General features: G+C 58.1%; 13 protein-coding genes. 7 read left to right on the forward strand and 6 right to left on the reverse strand.

Annotation, left to right across the window (positions count from 1 at the left end; translation table 11 throughout):
- Positions 1 to 2: 2 nt before the first annotated feature.
- Positions 3 to 1,127: a glycine oxidase ThiO gene (gene thiO, locus BUA15_RS06755; protein WP_072715231.1), complete on the reverse strand. Its 1,125-nt coding sequence runs from the start codon at positions 1,125 to 1,127 to the stop codon at positions 3 to 5.
- A gap of 86 nt (positions 1,128 to 1,213) precedes the next feature.
- Here thiO and BUA15_RS06760 point away from each other — a divergent pair, with 86 nt between their 5' ends.
- The 3 genes from BUA15_RS06760 (at position 1,214) to BUA15_RS06770 (ending at position 5,335) form a co-directional block, all read left to right on the forward strand.
- Complete coding sequence (locus BUA15_RS06760; RefSeq protein WP_072715232.1) at positions 1,214 to 2,257, forward strand: NAD(P)/FAD-dependent oxidoreductase; 1,044 nt, start codon at positions 1,214 to 1,216, stop codon at positions 2,255 to 2,257.
- 132 nt (positions 2,258 to 2,389) lie between these two features.
- Positions 2,390 to 3,469, forward strand: coding sequence for a class I fructose-bisphosphate aldolase (locus BUA15_RS06765; RefSeq protein ID WP_072715463.1), 1,080 nt, complete (start codon positions 2,390 to 2,392; stop codon positions 3,467 to 3,469).
- Between the two features lie 114 nt (positions 3,470 to 3,583).
- On the forward strand, positions 3,584 to 5,335 hold the full coding sequence (locus BUA15_RS06770) for an ATP-binding protein (RefSeq protein WP_072715233.1): 1,752 nt from the start codon (positions 3,584 to 3,586) through the stop codon (positions 5,333 to 5,335).
- Positions 5,336 to 5,345: 10 nt separating this feature from the next.
- On the opposite strand, the gene BUA15_RS06775 is transcribed toward BUA15_RS06770, so the two are convergent.
- Positions 5,346 to 5,600 (reverse strand): type II toxin-antitoxin system Phd/YefM family antitoxin, encoded by a 255-nt coding sequence (locus BUA15_RS06775; RefSeq protein WP_072715234.1) that lies wholly within the window; start codon positions 5,598 to 5,600, stop codon positions 5,346 to 5,348.
- Between the two features lie 260 nt (positions 5,601 to 5,860).
- On the opposite strand from BUA15_RS06775, the gene BUA15_RS06780 reads away from it, so the two are divergent.
- The 4 genes from BUA15_RS06780 to ggt all read left to right on the forward strand — a co-directional run bounded on the left by BUA15_RS06780 (position 5,861) and on the right by ggt (position 12,397).
- Positions 5,861 to 7,615, forward strand: coding sequence for an amidohydrolase family protein (locus tag BUA15_RS06780; RefSeq protein ID WP_072715235.1), 1,755 nt, complete (start codon positions 5,861 to 5,863; stop codon positions 7,613 to 7,615).
- 13 nt (positions 7,616 to 7,628) lie between these two features.
- Entirely contained in the window at positions 7,629 to 9,014 is a 1,386-nt protein-coding gene (locus BUA15_RS06785) for an amidohydrolase (protein WP_072715236.1), read from the forward strand.
- Positions 9,011 to 10,342 carry an amidohydrolase family protein gene (locus BUA15_RS06790; RefSeq protein ID WP_072715237.1) on the forward strand — a complete coding sequence of 444 codons (1,332 nt, stop codon included), beginning with the start codon at positions 9,011 to 9,013 and terminating at the stop codon, positions 10,340 to 10,342. The genes BUA15_RS06785 and BUA15_RS06790 overlap by 4 nt, the downstream gene beginning before the upstream one ends.
- A 336-nt stretch (positions 10,343 to 10,678) precedes the next feature.
- Complete coding sequence (gene ggt / locus BUA15_RS06795) at positions 10,679 to 12,397, forward strand: gamma-glutamyltransferase (protein ID WP_245771955.1); 1,719 nt, start codon at positions 10,679 to 10,681, stop codon at positions 12,395 to 12,397.
- Between the two features lie 2 nt (positions 12,398 to 12,399).
- On the opposite strand, the gene purF is transcribed toward ggt, so the two are convergent.
- The 4 genes from purF to BUA15_RS06815 all read right to left on the reverse strand — a co-directional run bounded on the left by purF (position 12,400) and on the right by BUA15_RS06815 (position 17,216).
- A complete protein-coding gene (gene purF / locus BUA15_RS06800) occupies positions 12,400 to 13,893 on the reverse strand; it encodes an amidophosphoribosyltransferase (protein ID WP_072715239.1) in 1,494 nt (497 codons plus the stop codon).
- A 41-nt stretch (positions 13,894 to 13,934) separates the two neighbouring features.
- Positions 13,935 to 14,324 (reverse strand): YfiM family lipoprotein, encoded by a 390-nt coding sequence (locus BUA15_RS06805; protein WP_072715240.1) that lies wholly within the window; start codon positions 14,322 to 14,324, stop codon positions 13,935 to 13,937.
- Positions 14,321 to 15,700 carry a hemolysin family protein gene (locus BUA15_RS06810; RefSeq protein WP_245771956.1) on the reverse strand — a complete coding sequence of 460 codons (1,380 nt, stop codon included), beginning with the start codon at positions 15,698 to 15,700 and terminating at the stop codon, positions 14,321 to 14,323. Before BUA15_RS06810 ends, BUA15_RS06805 begins: the two co-directional genes overlap by 4 nt.
- Before the next feature lie 148 nt (positions 15,701 to 15,848).
- Positions 15,849 to 17,216 (reverse strand): sodium-dependent transporter, encoded by a 1,368-nt coding sequence (locus tag BUA15_RS06815; protein WP_072715241.1) that lies wholly within the window; start codon positions 17,214 to 17,216, stop codon positions 15,849 to 15,851.
- Positions 17,217 to 17,226: the final 10 nt, after the last annotated feature.

The following is a 17,226-nucleotide window of genomic DNA, read 5'->3' on the forward strand; positions in this document are numbered from 1 at the left end:
CGTCAGGAAGGAGTCGAAGTGGTCAGGAACCGCTCGGGTGAAAACGGGACCAGCCACCTGGAAGTTTCTCCCGTAAGAATCAACCGCGCGACTTCCTGGGCCGTAATGGGCGTCAGTAGAATGCCATGGCGATAGTGTCCGGTGGCCAGCACAACCCCGGGGGCGCCATATCCCAGGATAGGGCGGTTGTCGCGGGTGCCCGGGCGCAGCCCTGCCCCAATTTCCTGGACCGGTAGCTCGTCTATACCGGGCACGATTTCTCGGGCCCCTTCCAGCAGTCGGTAGAGTCCGCCGGCCGTTACCCGCGTGTCGAATCCCATTTCCTCCATGGTCGCCCCGACAATCAGGCGTCCGTCGCTCTTGGGAACCAGATAAGCGTCGGGACCACGCACCACGTAGCGCAAGCCAAACGGCGGCTCCATGGTCAGCAGAATAACCTGTCCCTTGATAGGGCGCATGGGCGGCTTCCAGCCCAACCCTTCAATCTGTCCGGACCAGGCGCCGGCTGCAATGATCACAACCTCGGCCTCAATGCGTTCGCCTTCAGCCGTGCGCGCAGCCGGATGCGCGGCATCGGGCTCAACAGCCACAACAGCCACCTGCTCCCGAATTGTCCCCCCCGCTTTTTCGAACGCTACCCGTAACGCCTCAATCAGTCGCCGATTGTCCACCTGGTAGGTCTCGGGGGCGTGAATGGCTCCCACCAGCCGCGGCGCTAAAAAGGGCTCCAGTTCCAGCGCTTCGTCCCCGGTCAGCCATGCGAGGTTCAGGCCCTGGGCTTTTGCAAAGCGGTAAATGCGCCGGTAGGCTTCCGCACTGTCGCGATCCGGCGCCACCATGAGTGCCCCTTCAGTACGCAGGTCTACCGAAAGGCCGCTTGCAGCCTCAAGCGCCCGGGCATAGGCAGGCCAACGGCGCAGGCTTTCTTTACTGAACTGGTAAAGCTCGGGCTCTTCGAACTGAATTTCAGCGTCTGGTGCCAGCATCCCGGCCGACACCCACGAAGCTGCGCGTCCGATCCGATTGCGTTCAAGCAACACCACCTGCTTGCCGGCACGCGCCAGCTCCCAGCCCAGTGCCAGTCCGATCACGCCCCCCCCGACAATGCAAACCGGCCGTGTGCTCATAGCGTTAGGGGAAGGTTTTACGGATTGAGGACGTTTTAAAGCTAAAACGTCCCCCTGGAGAAGGGTTCGGCAACCTTAAGAAAATCATGCAACCTTCACCCAGTATTGGTATCGTAGGGGCTGGTCTGGCCGGTGCCTGCGCTGCTTTTGCGCTTCATCGCCAGGCCCACGTGGAAGTCTTCGAGGCAACCGATGCGACGAACCAGGCTTTTCGGGCGACAGGCGGGCTGTTTCATCCGCTGATGACCCGTCGGGCGCGCCCCAACTGGCAGCATGAAGCCGCCCTGACCGCTCTGGAACAGCTACTGGCCGAGGTAGGCGACCAGGTACCGGTGCGGCGAGGGCTATTGCGCGTGGCCTTCGATGAGCGGCAGGCCGCAGACTTTCGCGAAGCCGCCTGTGCTTACCCGCACTGGGTGCAGTGGCTTTCGCCGGAAGCTGTACGCGAACGCTTCCCTCAGGTTCGAGCGCCTTACGGCGCCCTCTGGATTTCGCAGGGCGGCGCCCTTTCGGCCAACCGGCTCATTGACGTTCTGCTGGCCCGAAGCGGCGTGCCCGTGCACCGGCCGGTTCGGGTCGTAGACTGGGAAGAAACATCCCGGCAGGTGTTGCTGCACACAGACCGGGGCGACACGCACGCGTTTGACTACGTCATTCTGGCCCCGGGATATGGCTACCGGCTCCATCCGGAGCTGGCTCGGCTGCCGTTCCAGGCCGTCAAAGGGCAAGTGATTAGCCTCGCGGGCCCGGCGTCTTTAGCGACGCTTCCGCTGGTACTGGCCACGGTGCACCTGGTACCTTCCGATGGCCTTCTTTTTGTGGGGAGTAGCTATGAGCCAGCGTTTACCGACCTGGCTCCTTCGGATGCCCAGACGCACCGGCTGTGGCAAGAAGCAACGCGCTGGGTACCTGAAGTGATGCAGGGGACCGTCGTAGCCGCCCTGACCGGCGTGCGGGTAATTCGTCCGCGTCGTCCATTGCCTGTGCTGAGTCCGTTACCGGGACGCCAGCGGCTCTGGCTTTTTTCCGGGCTGGGCTCTCGGGGGTTGCTCTATGCCCCGTTGCTGGCTTCCTGGCTTCCTGAAGCGCTTCGGGAGCCAGAACGGCTGCCTGCGGCGGTGCGTCTGTAAGGCTGCTTCCGGAAGCGTCCTTCATAACGGATTTGTAAAAAAGCGCTTCCGAGGAATCGTTTTTAGGTTATCTTACGTATTATGTTTATGCCCATCCTTGAAAACAGCGGAACTAAAAAAGAGGAGGCGACCATGGCAGAGGTTACCATTTCGCGCATCGCCGACCTGCTGGGCGAGGAAGCTGAATATTTGCTGGAACATAAGTGCACTACGATTCCCAAAGAGATGTTGCATCTGCCGGGGCCGGATTTTGTCGACCGCGTCTGGAAGGATTCTGATCGAAATCCCCGGGTGTTGCGGGCCATGCAGACCTTGTTCAATACCGGTCGGCTGGCAGGTACAGGCTACCTCTCAATCCTTCCTGTTGATCAGGGAATTGAGCACAGTGGAGGCGCAAGCTTCGCCCCGAATCCGATCTATTTTGATCCGGAAAACATTGTCAAGTTGGCCATCGAAGGCGGTTGCAATGCCGTTGCCACAACCTTTGGCGTCCTGGGAGCCGTAGCTCGTAAATATGCCCACAAAATTCCATTCATTCTCAAGCTCAACCATAACGAACTACTTTCTTATCCCAACACATACGACCAGGTCCTGTTCGCTCGCGTCAAAGACGCCTGGAACATGGGGTGCGTCGGGGTGGGCGCCACCATCTACTGGGGCTCGCCGGAGTCGCGGCGCCAGCTTCAGGAGATCAGCGAAGCGTTCTCCTATGCCCATGAGCTGGGCATGGTCACGATCCTGTGGTGCTACCTGCGCAACAAAGCGTTCAAGGTGGATGGCGTCAACCATGAAACCGCAGCCGATCTGACCGGCCAGGCCAATCATCTGGGCGTCACGCTCGAAGCGGATATCATCAAGCAGAAGCTGCCCACCCACAATGGCGGCTACAAAGCGCTCAATACCAACGGCAGCTACGGCAAATTCCACGAGCGCATGTACACCGAGCTGACCACCGACCACCCGATTGACCTAACGCGCTACCAGGTCGCCAACTGCTACATGGGACGGTGTGGTCTGATCAACTCGGGGGGCGCTTCCAAGGGCAAAGATGACCTGCGCGAAGCGGTGCGCACGGCGGTCATCAACAAACGAGCGGGTGGCATGGGCCTGATCTCAGGCCGCAAGGCGTTCCAGCGTCCCATGAAAGAAGGCGTTGAACTCCTGCATGCCATCCAGGATGTGTACCTGAATCCAGAAGTGACGGTTGCCTGAGACGCAGCATCAGCACGTTGCCAGCGGCCCGGCGCTGCAGCGCCGGGCCGCTTTTTTGCATCCTCTGCAAGAAAGCAGCGTACCAATCTCCAAAAAACGCAAGCCTGTCCACCGATGGCGTACGTGCCCCCGGCAACCGATGCGTCGACCATCTACCCGAACTGGGTACGCGAACTGGCCCGCCGTTATTTTACCAAAACCGTCAACCAGTTCATTCTGCATGGCAATGTGCGGGATCTGGTTCCGCTAGAGGACAGCGGACAGGTGCGCTACGTACCCCTCCGCGACTTTCTGCGGGACGACCTGTTTGCGCCTCGCGATCTGGTGCTCTTCTACGATCGTTCGGCCGGACTGCAATTTGCACGTCCGGAGATGCGCCAGGACTTCTACCGGGCCCTGGAAGGATTCGATCACGTGCAGGGCACCCGCTATGCCCACCAGCTGCCTCGCGATCCGGTGCGCGTTTTCGGCCTGCTCGAACGGTACTTTCGGCTCCGACTGGCCGAGGGACGACGCATTGCCTGCGTGATTGATTACGCCGAAACAATCGTCCCTATGGCCGAAGGCGCCTTGTACAGCAGCGAAGACCGCGACGCGCTGGTATTTCTGCTCAAATGGTCCCATGACCCGCTTTTTCTGAACAGTGACTTTACTATCTGTCTGATCACCGAAAACCTGACCGACCTGCACCGCCAACTGGTCCAGAATCCGTACACCGCCCCGATCCGGATTCCCCTGCCCGACGAAACCGAACGGCGCCGCTTCACCGAAACCTATCTGGGTAGCCAAGTAGATGCCTTTTGCGCCCGATCCGAGATGTCGCCGGCTGTCCTGGCGCACCATACGGCTGGCCTCAACTTGGTACAACTCCAGACGATTCTGGCCGACGTGCTGGAAAACCACACCCGCCTCACATTTGAACACCTGGTAGCCACCAAGAAAGCTTTTATTGAAGCCGAAGCCTACGGACTGTTGGAGTTCATTGAAACCAACTACAATCTGGACATGGTAGCGGGGCATCGGCAGGCCAAAGCTTTGCTTCGAGCGGCTGCCGAAGCGCTGCGGCAAGGACGCTACGACGTGTTACCCATGGGCTATCTGGTAACCGGCCCGGTTGGTACGGGCAAGACGTTTCTCATTACCTGCTTTGCCGGCGAAATTGGTATTCCTATGGTCCGCCTCAAAAACTTCCGCTCGCAGTGGCAGGGGGTCACCGAAGGCAACCTGGAGAAAATTCTGAACCTGCTGGAGGCGATGACACCCGTAGCGGTTATGATCGACGAAGCCGATGCCGCTTTAGGCCACCGAGAGGCAGAAGGCGACTCGGGCGTCTCCAAACGCGTGTTTGCCCAGATTGCCGCCTTCATGAGCAATCCAGCCCATCGCGGACGCATTCTGTTCTTTTTGCTGACCGCTCGCCCGGATCTGATGCCTGTCGATCTGAAGCGACAGGGACGTGCCGAAGAGCACATTGCCCTGTTTTACCCCAGCACCCAGGAGGAGCGAGACGAGTTGCTCCAGGTAATGCTGCGACGGACCGGCATTGAGCTGTCGTTGGACGAAGTGCCTGCTGCCCTGCGTACCGGCGAGCGTCCTTTCAGCGGCGCCGAGCTAGAAGCTTTGCTCACCCGGGCCAAGTTTCGCGCCGCCGCACGCGGCGAAACCCACGTCAGCCCGCACTTACTCCAGGAGGTGGTGGACGACTTTCTGCCGCCCACCTACCCCCTGGAAATTGAACTGCAGACGCTCGTTGCAGCGCTGGAATGTACCAGCCGCGCCCTTCTCCCCGAATCCCTCCGCCATATGGATCGGGAAGCCATGGTCGCGCGCGTAGAAACGCTCAAGCGGCTTTTGCAAACGCGTTGAACGCCTCCCCTTACTGCTGCCCTTCGCTGCCATTGGCCGCCTCCTTCTTCCGGCTCCGGCGGCGACGCGTCGTCTGCACAGGTGCTGCCTGCTCGCCTAACAGCTTCAGGTACAGATCGTAGCTAATGAGCACCGCATACGGCTCATTGTTCTTCTGAATTAAAATACCCCGTTCAATATTTTTAGCATGTTCAACCAATTCCGACGTCTTTGAACGCAATTCTGTGATTGTGGCAACTGCTTCAATTCCTTTTGTGCTATACATGGCATCCTCCTGGTTGTTTAAAAGCTTAAAGACGCAAGGCTAACGAGCTGAGCATTCAGAAGTTTCGTATCAAATTATAGGAGTTCATACACCAGAATAGCCTATCTATTTTTCACAACGAAAAAAATAGGCCACCATATTTTCTTCCCTAATCATACCACACGACTCCTTATAGACAAGCTCACTACTTCATGGTTATGGACAAAAAGAAAAAGGGATGCTATATTGGGACCAACCATGCCTACAGAAAAGCAAGCCCTATGCAACCAGGACGTCTCTTTTTGATCGGCCTACTTCTGGTAGCGCTTCCCAGGGGCGCTGAAGCGCAGCGGCGTGCGCAGCAACCCGCTGCCAACCTGCGCGATATTCCAACCGTTACCCGCACGTATGCCATCACCAATGCACGCATTGTCGTGGCTCCGGGCCGGGAAATCCCGCAGGGTACCGTCGTCCTTCGCAACGGCCTGATCGAAGCTGTTGGACAGGACGTTTCGGTACCGACCGACGCCTGGATTCTCCCGGGCGACTCACTGGTAGTCTATGCTGGTTTTATTGACGGTCTCTCCCACGTAGGCATCCCTGCGCCACGCCGTGAAGAAAATCGCACCGAGTCCCAGCGGCGCCGCGTAGAAAATCCGGGCAATCCCCCTCCTGAGCAGGCGGGTCTAACTCCCTATCGGGACGTGCGCACGCTCCTGAAAGCCAATGACCCTTCCATTGAGAAACTGCGGCGCGTTGGTTTTACCATGGCCCATGTGGTGCCCCGCGGACGCATGCTGCCTGGCCAGGGCGCTCTGATCTTGCTCCGCGGACAAACCCCGACAGACATGGTCTACCAGGGAGAGGTCTCACTCTTTGCGCAACTTGAACCTGCCCAGGGCGTCTACCCGGCCACTGATATGGCCGTGCTGGCCCGCTTTCGGCAACTCTACCGAGAGGCAGCCCGCCGCCGGCAACATGCCACCCTGTATGCCAGCAATCCCCGCGGGCTCGAACCTCCTCCCTACGACCCGGTTCACGCCGCCTTTTTCCCGGTGCTGGAAAAACGTCAACCCGTCTTCTTCTATACCCAGGATGCCCTCGACATTCATCGGGTGCTGGCATTGCACCAGCAGCTCAATTTTCCGCTAAAACTGGCCGGCCTTTCGGGGAGCTTTGACGTCCTGGAAAAACTAAAAGATGCAAATATCCCTCTGTTTCTAACCTTAGATTTACCCGAAGCTCCAAAGGATACAAGCAAGGCAACGCGCACGCTCTCCGATGATTCGCTGGCAGCTCGGCACAATACGTATTTACACGTATCCAGCTACCAGGATGTGTCAGCCGAAATTGAGAACTTAAAAGCACGCCAGGCAAAAGAACGTATTAAATACTACGCAACGGCTGCACGGCTGCATGCAGCCGGTCTGCGTTTTGGCTTCAGCACGCGCGATGTCAAACCCGACAAAATTCTGCGCAACCTGCGCACTATGATCAAGTACGGGCTGCCCGAAGAAGCAGCGCTGGCTGCGTTGACCATCGACGCAGCTCGCCTCCTTGGGATTGACCAGGCCACCGGTACCATAGAGACCGGCAAGCTTGCCAATCTGGTCGTAACGACCGGGCCGCTTTTTGAAGAAAAAACGCGCATTCGGTATGTCTTCGTAGCAGGCGAGCTGTTTGAAATAAAAGAGCCGGAGCGGCGGCCGCGTGCTCAGCCAGAGGCCGACACCCCGGTCCGTGCAGACGGCACCTGGTCCTGCACTGTAGATTCCCCCGAAGGCTCGGTCGACGCCACGCTGCGCGTTGCCGGGCAATCGGGCACGCTCTCCAGCAGCGCGGTCCCCCAGGAACACCCTCTGGAGAACCTGACGCTGGATGGCAACCAGCTCTCTTTCAGCGTAACGACCAATGCGTACGGACGCATTGAAGCACGCCTGACGCTAAGCGGTGATGCAGCGGAAGGCACGCTTGATGTGCCCGGTATCGGCGTGCTGCCCATCCGCTGCACGCGTACCTCTGGACCTGACCGTTAACCTGCCTGAGGCTATGTTTCGCACGTATCTATTTATCTGCTGTCTCCTGCTTGGCTGGCTGGGCACCATGCAGGCCCAGCCCCGAGGTGATCTGTTTATTCGCAATGGAACGGTACTGACCGTCACCAACGGCACCCTGGAAAACACGGATATTCTGATTCGCGATGGCAAAATTGTGGCCATCGGGCAAAACCTCAAAGTGCCTGATGGCATTGAGGTTATCGACGCCACCGGCCTGTATGTCATGCCCGGCATTATCGATGCACATGCGCACATTGCCATCTCCAACGTAAACGAGGCAACCAATCCCGTGACGGCCGAAGTAAGCGTCGGAGATGTGCTCAATCCGTATGACATCCGCATTTACCGTGCTCTGGCCGGGGGCGTGACCATCTCGCACGTGATGCATGGTTCGGCTAACGTGATCGGCGGCCAGAATGAAACCATCAAGCATCGCTACGGCGAAACCGATCCGGAAGCCCTCCGCATGGAAGGAGCTCCCCGCACCATCAAATTTGCGCTCGGCGAAAACCCTACCCGCGTGCACGGACGCGGTCGCAACATCCCGCCCCTCTCACGCATGGGCGTCGAGTTTGTCATTCGGGACGCGTTCCATAAAGCGCAGCGCTACATGGAAGCCTGGGAGCGCTACGAGCAGGAACGCAAACGAAACCCGCGGGCAGTCCCCCCTCCATACGATGAGCGCCTGGAAGTACTGGCCGATATCCTGCGGGGCGAAATTCTCATTCACTGCCACTCGTATCGCGCCGACGAGATTCTCATGCTGCTGCGCGTGCTGAAAGACTTTGGCATCCAGCGTGTGGTCTTCCAGCATGCCAACGAAGCCTTCAAGGTAGCGCCCGAACTGGCCGCCTTTGGAGCGATGGCTTCGGTCTTTGCTGATTGGTGGGCCTATAAGTTTGAAGTCTACTATTCTACCGCCTATAATGCGGCCATCCTGACCCGCAACGGGGTAATCACCTCTATCAATTCAGACTCGCCCGAACTCAACCGGCATCTGTACCACGAGGCCGCCAAAGCAATGAAATACGGGGGACTGACCGAAGACGAAGCCCTGGCGCTCATCACGATCAATCCAGCCCGCCAACTGGGCATTGAAGACCGCGTCGGCTCCATTGAAGTCGGCAAAGATGCTGACCTGGCAATCTTCAGCGCCCATCCGCTCTCCATCTACGCCGTCTGCAAAAAAACCATTGTCGACGGCATCGTGCGGTTCGACGCCGATCGCGACCCTGACGATATGCGACTCCGCGTTGACCCCGAACGCCCCGTAGAACTGGCCATCCGATGGGGCGACCATCAGCACCACCAGCGCTGCCTGGAAGGCATCGACCTGATTGAATTTCTCACCCAAACCCTGCAGTCAGCGTGGCAATGAAACGCTTGCTCTTGTTCTGGATCGTCGGCTGGCTTCTGCACCTGCCAGCCGCGCAGGCTACCGATGTACCGAAAGCACGCCGAGGCGTCTTTGCCCTCACCAACGCCCGCATCGTCACTGTTACGCAGGGCATCATCGAGCGCGGCACCCTGATTATCCGAGAGGACCGCATTGTCGCCATTGGCCAGAACGTCGAAATTCCGCCTGATGCCGAGGTCATTGACTGCACGGGACTGGAGATCTATCCCGGCTTTATTGACAGCGGTACCCACCTGGGACTGATCGAAATCGGTTCCCTTCCGGAAACGCGGGACTTCCGCGAACTGGGTGATCTTACCCCTCAGGTAGACGCGCTAACGGCCGTCAACCCGAACTCCGTGCTCATTCCTGTAACCCGTGTCAACGGGGTCACCACCGTGATTACCGAGCCAGAAGGCGGGTTGCTCCCCGGAAAAGCCGCTCTGATTAATCTGTTCGGGTACACCCCCGAGCAAATGCATGTCGGCGGCGTGCGCCTCATGGTGCTCGACTTTCCCTCCAAAGGACGACGGGGACGCTGGGATCGGCGCAAGCCAGAAGAGATCGAAAAGGCCTTCCGGCAGGCCATGGACAAACTCAATGAAGTATGGGACCGCGCCGAACTGTACGCCCGCATCGACTCGGCTTATCGGGCCAATCCAGAGCAAAACCCTAAACCCCTCTACGTACCGGAAATGCAAGCCCTGCTACCGGTTATCCGGGGCGAAATGCCGCTGATGATCAAGGTAGACCTGGCTCCGGACATTCTCGAAGCCATTCAATGGGTCAAAAAGCGGGGGCTCAAACGGGTTATCTTCAGTGGGGTAGCAGAAGGATGGCGCGTCGCCGACAAGATCGCTGAAGCCGGCATTCCCTGTCTGGTAGGCCCTGTGCTCTCACTGCCTACGCGAGAATCCGACCGCTACGACAAAGCCTATGCAAATGCAGGGCTGCTCCATGCAGCAGGCGTCAAAATCGCCATCCGTACCGGCGAATCCGAAAACGTACGCAACTTACCCTACCATGCGGGTTTTGCGGCTACGTATGGGCTGGGCCGCGAAGCTGCCCTCCGAGCAGTTACCATCAATCCAGCCGAAATCTTCGGTGTAGATGACCTGATCGGTTCACTGGAAGTGGGGAAAAAAGCCAACCTGTTTGTAACCGATGGCGATCCGTTTGAACCCAGAACGCAGGTGCGATACGTGTTTATCGATGGGTATCTGATTCCAATGGACAACCGGCAACTGCGCCTCTACCAGGAATTTCTGCACCGCCATCCGGGTCTCGAACTCCATCCGACGACCCACTGACCAACAATTAACCTCACCCCCAGCAGGTGACGTGCAACTGCACTCACAGCAGGTGAAAGACCGCATACACCAACAGGCCCACCAGCCCGGCACTGATCGTAAGAAACCGGATGGCCTGATCAATACGGTACCGCATAACTCCTTGTTTTTTCGTCACACATGGCAGAGCAACGCGGGGCAAGGAATATACCGGGATGCGCCATGAAAAATCATCGTTTCAACAGGGAACAAAGGCGCTTTTATTTTGCGCTTTTGACGCATTTGTTACGTTTTGACTCAGTCAGGGGTAACATTAGATCCCAAATTACCCGTGCTTTTTGTGCAAAGAAAACTTGGTTGCACTGGCTTTCTGGTCTGCTCCTGCTGATCCACGGGGCGTGGGCCCAGGTTGGCGAGGTGCCGCGCCCCTATCGGGCCTATCACGGATTGGTTGTCTCGGCCCGCCCCGAAGCCTCTGAAGCAGGCCTGGAGATGCTCCGGCGGGGAGGTAATGCGATAGACGCAGCCGTCGCCACCGGCTTCGCGCTGGCTGTCGTGCACCCCGTCGCAGGCAACCTGGGCGGAGGCGGCTTTATGGTCATCCGTTTTGCAGACGGCCGCACCACCACAATTGACTTCCGGGAAACGGCCCCGCAGGCAGCTACCCGCGACATGTTCCTTGACGAGCAGGGCCAGTTCGTACCGGAACGCAGCCAGCAAGGCTACCTGGCCGTGGGCGTACCGGGTTCTGTCGCCGGCCTGCTGCTGGCTCATGAAAAATACGGCCGGCTTTCACGCGCCGAAGTGCTGGCACCGGCCATCCGGCTTGCCGAAGAAGGCTTTCGCCTTACGCGCGCGCAGGCTGCGCGCTTCAATTCCTTTCGGGAGGCTTTCTCTCGCTACCCTTCTACGCGTAAATATTTCACAAAAGACACTCCTTTCCGAGAGGGTGAGCTGTTTGTGCAAAAAGACCTGGCCCGTACGCTCCGGCGCATTCAGCAGTACGGCGCCGAGGACTTCTACCGGGGCAAGACGGCCGATCTAATCGTAGCCGAAATGCAACGCGGCGGTGGCCTGATCACGCATGAAGACCTGGCCGCCTATCGGGCCATCGAACGGCCACCGGTTACAGGCACATACCGGGGGTATCGCATCATTTCGATGGGTCCCCCTTCCTCCGGGGGCATAGGCCTGATTCAGTTGCTTAATGCCGTCGAGCCCTTTGACATCGCTCAGATGGGATTCGGGAGCAGCGCCACCGTTCATCTGATGGCTGAAGCCATGCGCCGCGTCTATGCAGACCGCGCGCACTGGTTGGGGGATCCGGATTTTGTAGAAATCCCGGTGCAAGGCCTGCTTCGCAAGGAGTACATGCGCCAGCGCATGGCCGATTTCAATCCGTACCGCGCCGATACCAGCCAGCATGTTACGCACGGAGACCCCTGGGCTTTTGAATCACAGGAAACCACGCATTACTCCGTGGTAGACAATGAAGGCAACGCCGTCAGCGTAACCACCACGATTAACGGCCCCTACGGCTCGCTTGTGGTCGTCGATGGAGCTGGCTTCTTTTTGAACAACGAAATGGACGATTTCAGCGCCGCTCCTGGCGTGCCCAACATGTACGGACTGGTAGGCTCCGAGGCGAATGCAATCGCGCCGGGCAAACGTATGCTCTCGTCCATGACTCCTACCATTGTTGAAGACCCGGAGGGTCGGCTCTTCCTCATACTGGGCACGCCTGGTGGCTCGACCATTATTACAACCGTTTTTCAGCTTATTTTGAACGTCATCGACCACGGCATGAACATCCAGCAGGCCGTTCTGGCCCCCCGCGTTCATCACCAGTGGTTGCCTGATGTGCTCTACTATGAGCGACGCGGGCTGGCAGCCGACGTTATAGCGAATTTGCGGATGCGTGGCTGGAAGGTGGTCGAGCGACGTGGTACCAGCGGTCGGGCACACGCTATCCAGGTAGTCTATGGACCGGACGAGCTGGCTCCGCTACCCGGAATAACTCGGGTTTACCTGGCTGGTGTAGATCCCCGAGGTGAAGGAGGGGCCGCAGGTTATTGAACTTACCATTCGTTTTCTTCCTTGGTTACGCCCATCTCGACCGGCACCGGGTAGTCGGCCGTAAAACAGGCGTTGCAGTAGTCCAGCCCGTCGGGATGGGCTGCCCGGACCGCAGCCATTAATCCTTCCACCGATAAGTAAGCCAGCGAATCGACCCCCAACCACTGTCGCATTTCTTCAATGCTGGCAAATTTGTTGGCCAGCAATTCTTCGGCGCTGGGGAAATCCATTCCGTAGAAACAGGGACTAATGACCGGCGGTGAGGCAATGCGAAGGTGCACCTCCCGCGCTCCGGCCTGACGGATCATGTTGACCAAAAAGCGCGAGGTAGTGCCGCGCACGATTGAGTCGTCTACCACCACCACAATGCGGTCGCGCAATACCCCTTCGACCGTGTTAAACTTGCACCGCACGCGCATTTCCCGGCGATCCTGGCCCGGCGCAATGAAGGTGCGCCCTACATAGTGGTTACGGATCAGGCCAATTTCATAGCGGCAGCGGTACCCTAACTTCTGGCACTCGGTGGTGTATCCTAAAGCAATGGTGTTGGAAGAGTCCGGGACCGAAATCACGATCGGCGGTTTTTCATCTGCCTCAACCATCGGGACGGGTGCTTCGTGTGCCAGTTGCTTGCCCAGCTTGCGTCGCACTTTATCCACCATTTCGCCGAACACCTTGGAGTCGGGCCGGGCAAAATAGACGTACTCAAAAATGCACTGGCTCACCCGGTAGCGGCAGGGCAGGAAGTAGTGATCAAACTCGCCCGTTTCACATCCTTTTTGATCAATAACGAGAATTTCGCCGGGGGCAATGTCGCGCACATACTCGGCGCCGATCATGTCGAACGCGCACGTTTCACTGGCCACGCAGTAGGCCCACGAGCCCTCTTCATTGCGCAACCGTCCCAGCGCCAGTGGACGAAAGCCATTAGGATCCCGTACGGCGATCAAGCTGGTATCCGTCAGGATTAGCAGCGAAAAAGCCCCTTCGAGTTGCGTCAGGGCATCAATGATTTGATCGATCTGACGCTGGCGACGGCTCTGGGCAATCAGGTGCAGGATCAGCTCACTATCGCTGGTTGTCTGAAACAGGGTGCCGCGCTCGCTAAAAGCCTGGCGCAGCTCCCGGGCATTGGACAAGTTGCCATTGTGCGCCAGCGCAATGTTACCCCCTCGGTAATGCACCACAAACGGTTGGATGTTGGCCGGGTTGGTAGCCGAGCCGCTTGTTGAGTATCGGTTGTGTCCGATGCCCGCTCGCCCCAGCAGCTTGGTTTCAAAGAGGGAAGGGTCGTCAAACACGTCGAGTACCAGCCCGAAATCTTTGTGCACAGGCATCACAGGACGCTGGCGCACCTCATCGTAGGTAGACGTTACGATACCTGCTGATTCCTGACCCCGATGCTGGAGGGCATGCAATCCATAGTAGATCAGACGCGCGGCATTAGGGGCGTTATAGACACCAAAAATGCCACAATATTCTTTAATTTCGTCCATGGTTTAGGCGGCCTTTCTGCCTTGTTTACCAGCGGGTAGGGTTACCACATAATAAAGCCAATAGCCAGGACAATCCCCACCCCATCTGCCACCAGATCGCGATAGCTGAAGCGCCGTCTTGGACCCACTTTCCAGTCGTACAGTTCCTTGGCAAGTCCAATGGCTGCTGAGGTGCCGGCGGCCAGCGGCAATGCCCGTCCTGTTGCCCATCCCGCCTTCTGCTCCAGCGCATACTGGCTACTGAGCGTCCAGAGAAAGGAAAAGGTCAGGTGCTGCACCTTATCGTAGGCAAGCCATGCGTCAGCTTGCGGCTCTTTTTTTGCTTCCGGGCTCCGCAGAACCTGCCAGCGCACTTCCTTGCTCCCCTGCGCCGGAATCTCAGCAGCCCGCGTGCAGCACCCCAGTCCGACAACCACCAGAAGCCATGTCATTTTCCCTGTCCGTTTCCATTTTTTCGGACGGTCACCGGCGTAGGTTCAACCCGCACCAGCACCTGGCCGATCCGGTGGTTGTCCACCGTTTCCACGCGCAAATGCAACGGGCCGTATTGCACCGCATCGCCTGGCTCGGGGATCACCCCAAGCAGGTGGAAAATCAACCCGCCCAGCGTTTCAAAGTCAAACGCCTCCGTGTTCAGATCAACCCCTAACAGCTCCGCCAGGTCATCCAGATTCATGCGGGCATCCACCCGATAGGTGTGCGCATCGATCTGCTCATACAGAACAGGTTCGCTTTCGTCATGCTCGTCCCGGATATCGCCCACAATTTCTTCCAGCACGTCTTCCAGGGTTACCAGGCCCGCTGTGCCGCCATATTCATCCACCACAATAGCCATGTGCGTTTTACGACGCTGGAAATCTCGCAGCAGGTCGTCAAGTCGCTTACTGAGGGGCACAAACATCGCAGGACGAGCTATTTGTCGCCAGTTTAATGGCCGGTCCAGTTTAGCCCGTCCCAGGTACGGCAACAGATCTTTGGCATAGACGATTCCCTGAATATTGTCCAGATGCTCGGCATACAGGGGCAGGCGAGAATGGCCACTGGTACGAATGCATTCAAGCACTTCTCCGAAGGTGGCCGTCTCCGGGATCGCAACAATGTCGAGCCGGCTCACCATGATTTCGCGAACAGTCGTCTCCCCGAACTCCAGGATTGCTGCCAGCAGCTCCCGCTCGTCTTCGCCCAGCACACTACCATCGCGCACCACCTCCAGGGCTTTCAGCTCTTCTGCGGAAAGCGGACGCTCCGACACCCGCAACCGTCGCTGCAAGAAAGCCGTCAGCCGGACCAGTACTTCGGTCACCGGATACAACACGCGTTGCAGCACCCACACAGGCACAGCTATCCACCGCGCGAAGGATTCGGCAAACCGGCCGGCCAGCAAACGCGGCGTAATCTCACCTACCACCAGGAGCACAAGGGCCACCACCAGCAACTCCACCAGCAGCGCCAGTCCGGGAGACCATTGCGCTTTCCACGCCAGATGCGCTGCCAAAAGCACTGCCATCAGCGCTGCCCCTATGTTGGCGAGCGTGTTGAGCAGTTGGAGCGTAATCACCAGATGGCGCGGACGAGCCAGTAGCTCCTGCAGACGACGCGCAGTCGGATCTGCCGCTTCACCGGTCGGAAGCTGGCCCATTCGTAACGACATCAGGGCGGCCTCCGAACCTGACAGCAACGCAGAAACCAGCAGCAACAGCACAAAGAGCACACCCGCCGTGATAAGCGCTGCCGGCTCCGCGTCCAGCACAAAAGGTAACGCTAACCCGTAAAAAACAACGCGAGATGGCGGTGCGTCAGCTTCCAAGGCCGTAGGGGCATCGGGCCCCGGTTGGTTCAACACACAATTTCTTTACAATTTACCACAAAAAACCCCGATTGCAAGGGATTGACGACGGTCCGGCCTCCGGGTTCCTCTTCCCTGCTACCCCTCTGGCAACAAGCACCATGCCGCCTTATCCCAGGTAGCCCCGGAAGACATTCATCAGAATAATAAAGATGACCACCGGACAGATGTAACGCACAAAGAACTGCCACAGCCGCACCAGGCCAGGAGATACCCGACTTCCCAGCCGCAACTCTTCTGCTGCCCGCTCAACTCCCCAGACCCAGCCCACAAAAATGCTGATCAGCAGCGCTCCCAGGGCCAGGGCCAGATTTCCCCAGATCGCATCCATGATGCTCAGGAAATCGTGCTGCCCTAGCAGTCCGTCGGGACCGAACAGCCAGTCCATGTTGCTCAGTCCGGCTACCGTCCCCTGCGAAAGCGCTGAAGGCAACCCGATCACAAATGTCAGGGCGCCTACGGTCCATACGGACTTCTTTCGACTCCAGCGTCGCTCATCGACAAAATAGGCCACGACCACCTCCAGCAGCGACACCGTAGAGGTTAACGCGGCAATGGACAGTAGCAGGAAAAACAAGGCGCCAATCAGATTGCCCAGCGGCAATGCCTGAAAAATTTCTGGCAGCACAATAAAGACCAGCGCCGGACCGCTGGCCGGGTCGTGGCCGGCAGCAAAAACCGCAGGAAAAATCATAAAGCCCGCCATCAATGCGATAAGCGTATCGAAAAGGGCCACGTAAGAACCGGCCACGACCACATTCTCACGACGCGACAGGTAGGAGCCGTACGTAATCATGGCGCCCATTCCAAGGCTGAGCGAAAAGAAGGCCTGTCCCAGTGCGGCCACAATGACCTCGCCCGTTACCTTGGAGAAATCTGGTTTCAGATAAAAAGCCAGTCCCTTTTCAGCGCCTGGCAGCGTTACTGCCCGTACAATGAGCACCACCATCAACAGAATCAGTAACGGCATGAGCACCTTTGACCAGCGCTCAATGCCTTCTTCCACACCGCCAAATACCACCAGCATGGTCAGCCCCAGAAAAAGTGCAAAAAGTGGCATCACAATCCAGGGGCTGGCAATGAAGTGCCCGAAGTCTAAGTGGGCAAACAGCAAATTCTTGAAGATGTAGCCAAACGTCCACCCCGCAATCACTGCATAGTAACTCAAAATGAACACGCCGGTTATCACGCAGAGCCCTCCAACCCACACCCAGGGCGAACCTGGCCGAAGCGCACGTATTGCACCAACAGGATTTTTCTGCGTGTGCCGCCCCAGCACCAGCTCTGCAAACAGATAGGGCACGCAGATTAGCGCCACACAGATGAGGTAGATCACCACAAATGCCGCCCCTCCACTCTGCCCGGTAATGTAGGGAAAACGCCAGATGTTGCCAAGTCCAACAGCCGAACCGGCCGCTGCCAGAATAAACCCGATCCGAGAGCCCCACTGGCCCCGATCTGTACCCGGTGTCGCCATACGTGTCGAG

Source organism: Rhodothermus profundi, from assembly GCF_900142415.1.
Taxonomy (GTDB): domain Bacteria; phylum Bacteroidota; class Rhodothermia; order Rhodothermales; family Rhodothermaceae; genus Rhodothermus; species Rhodothermus profundi.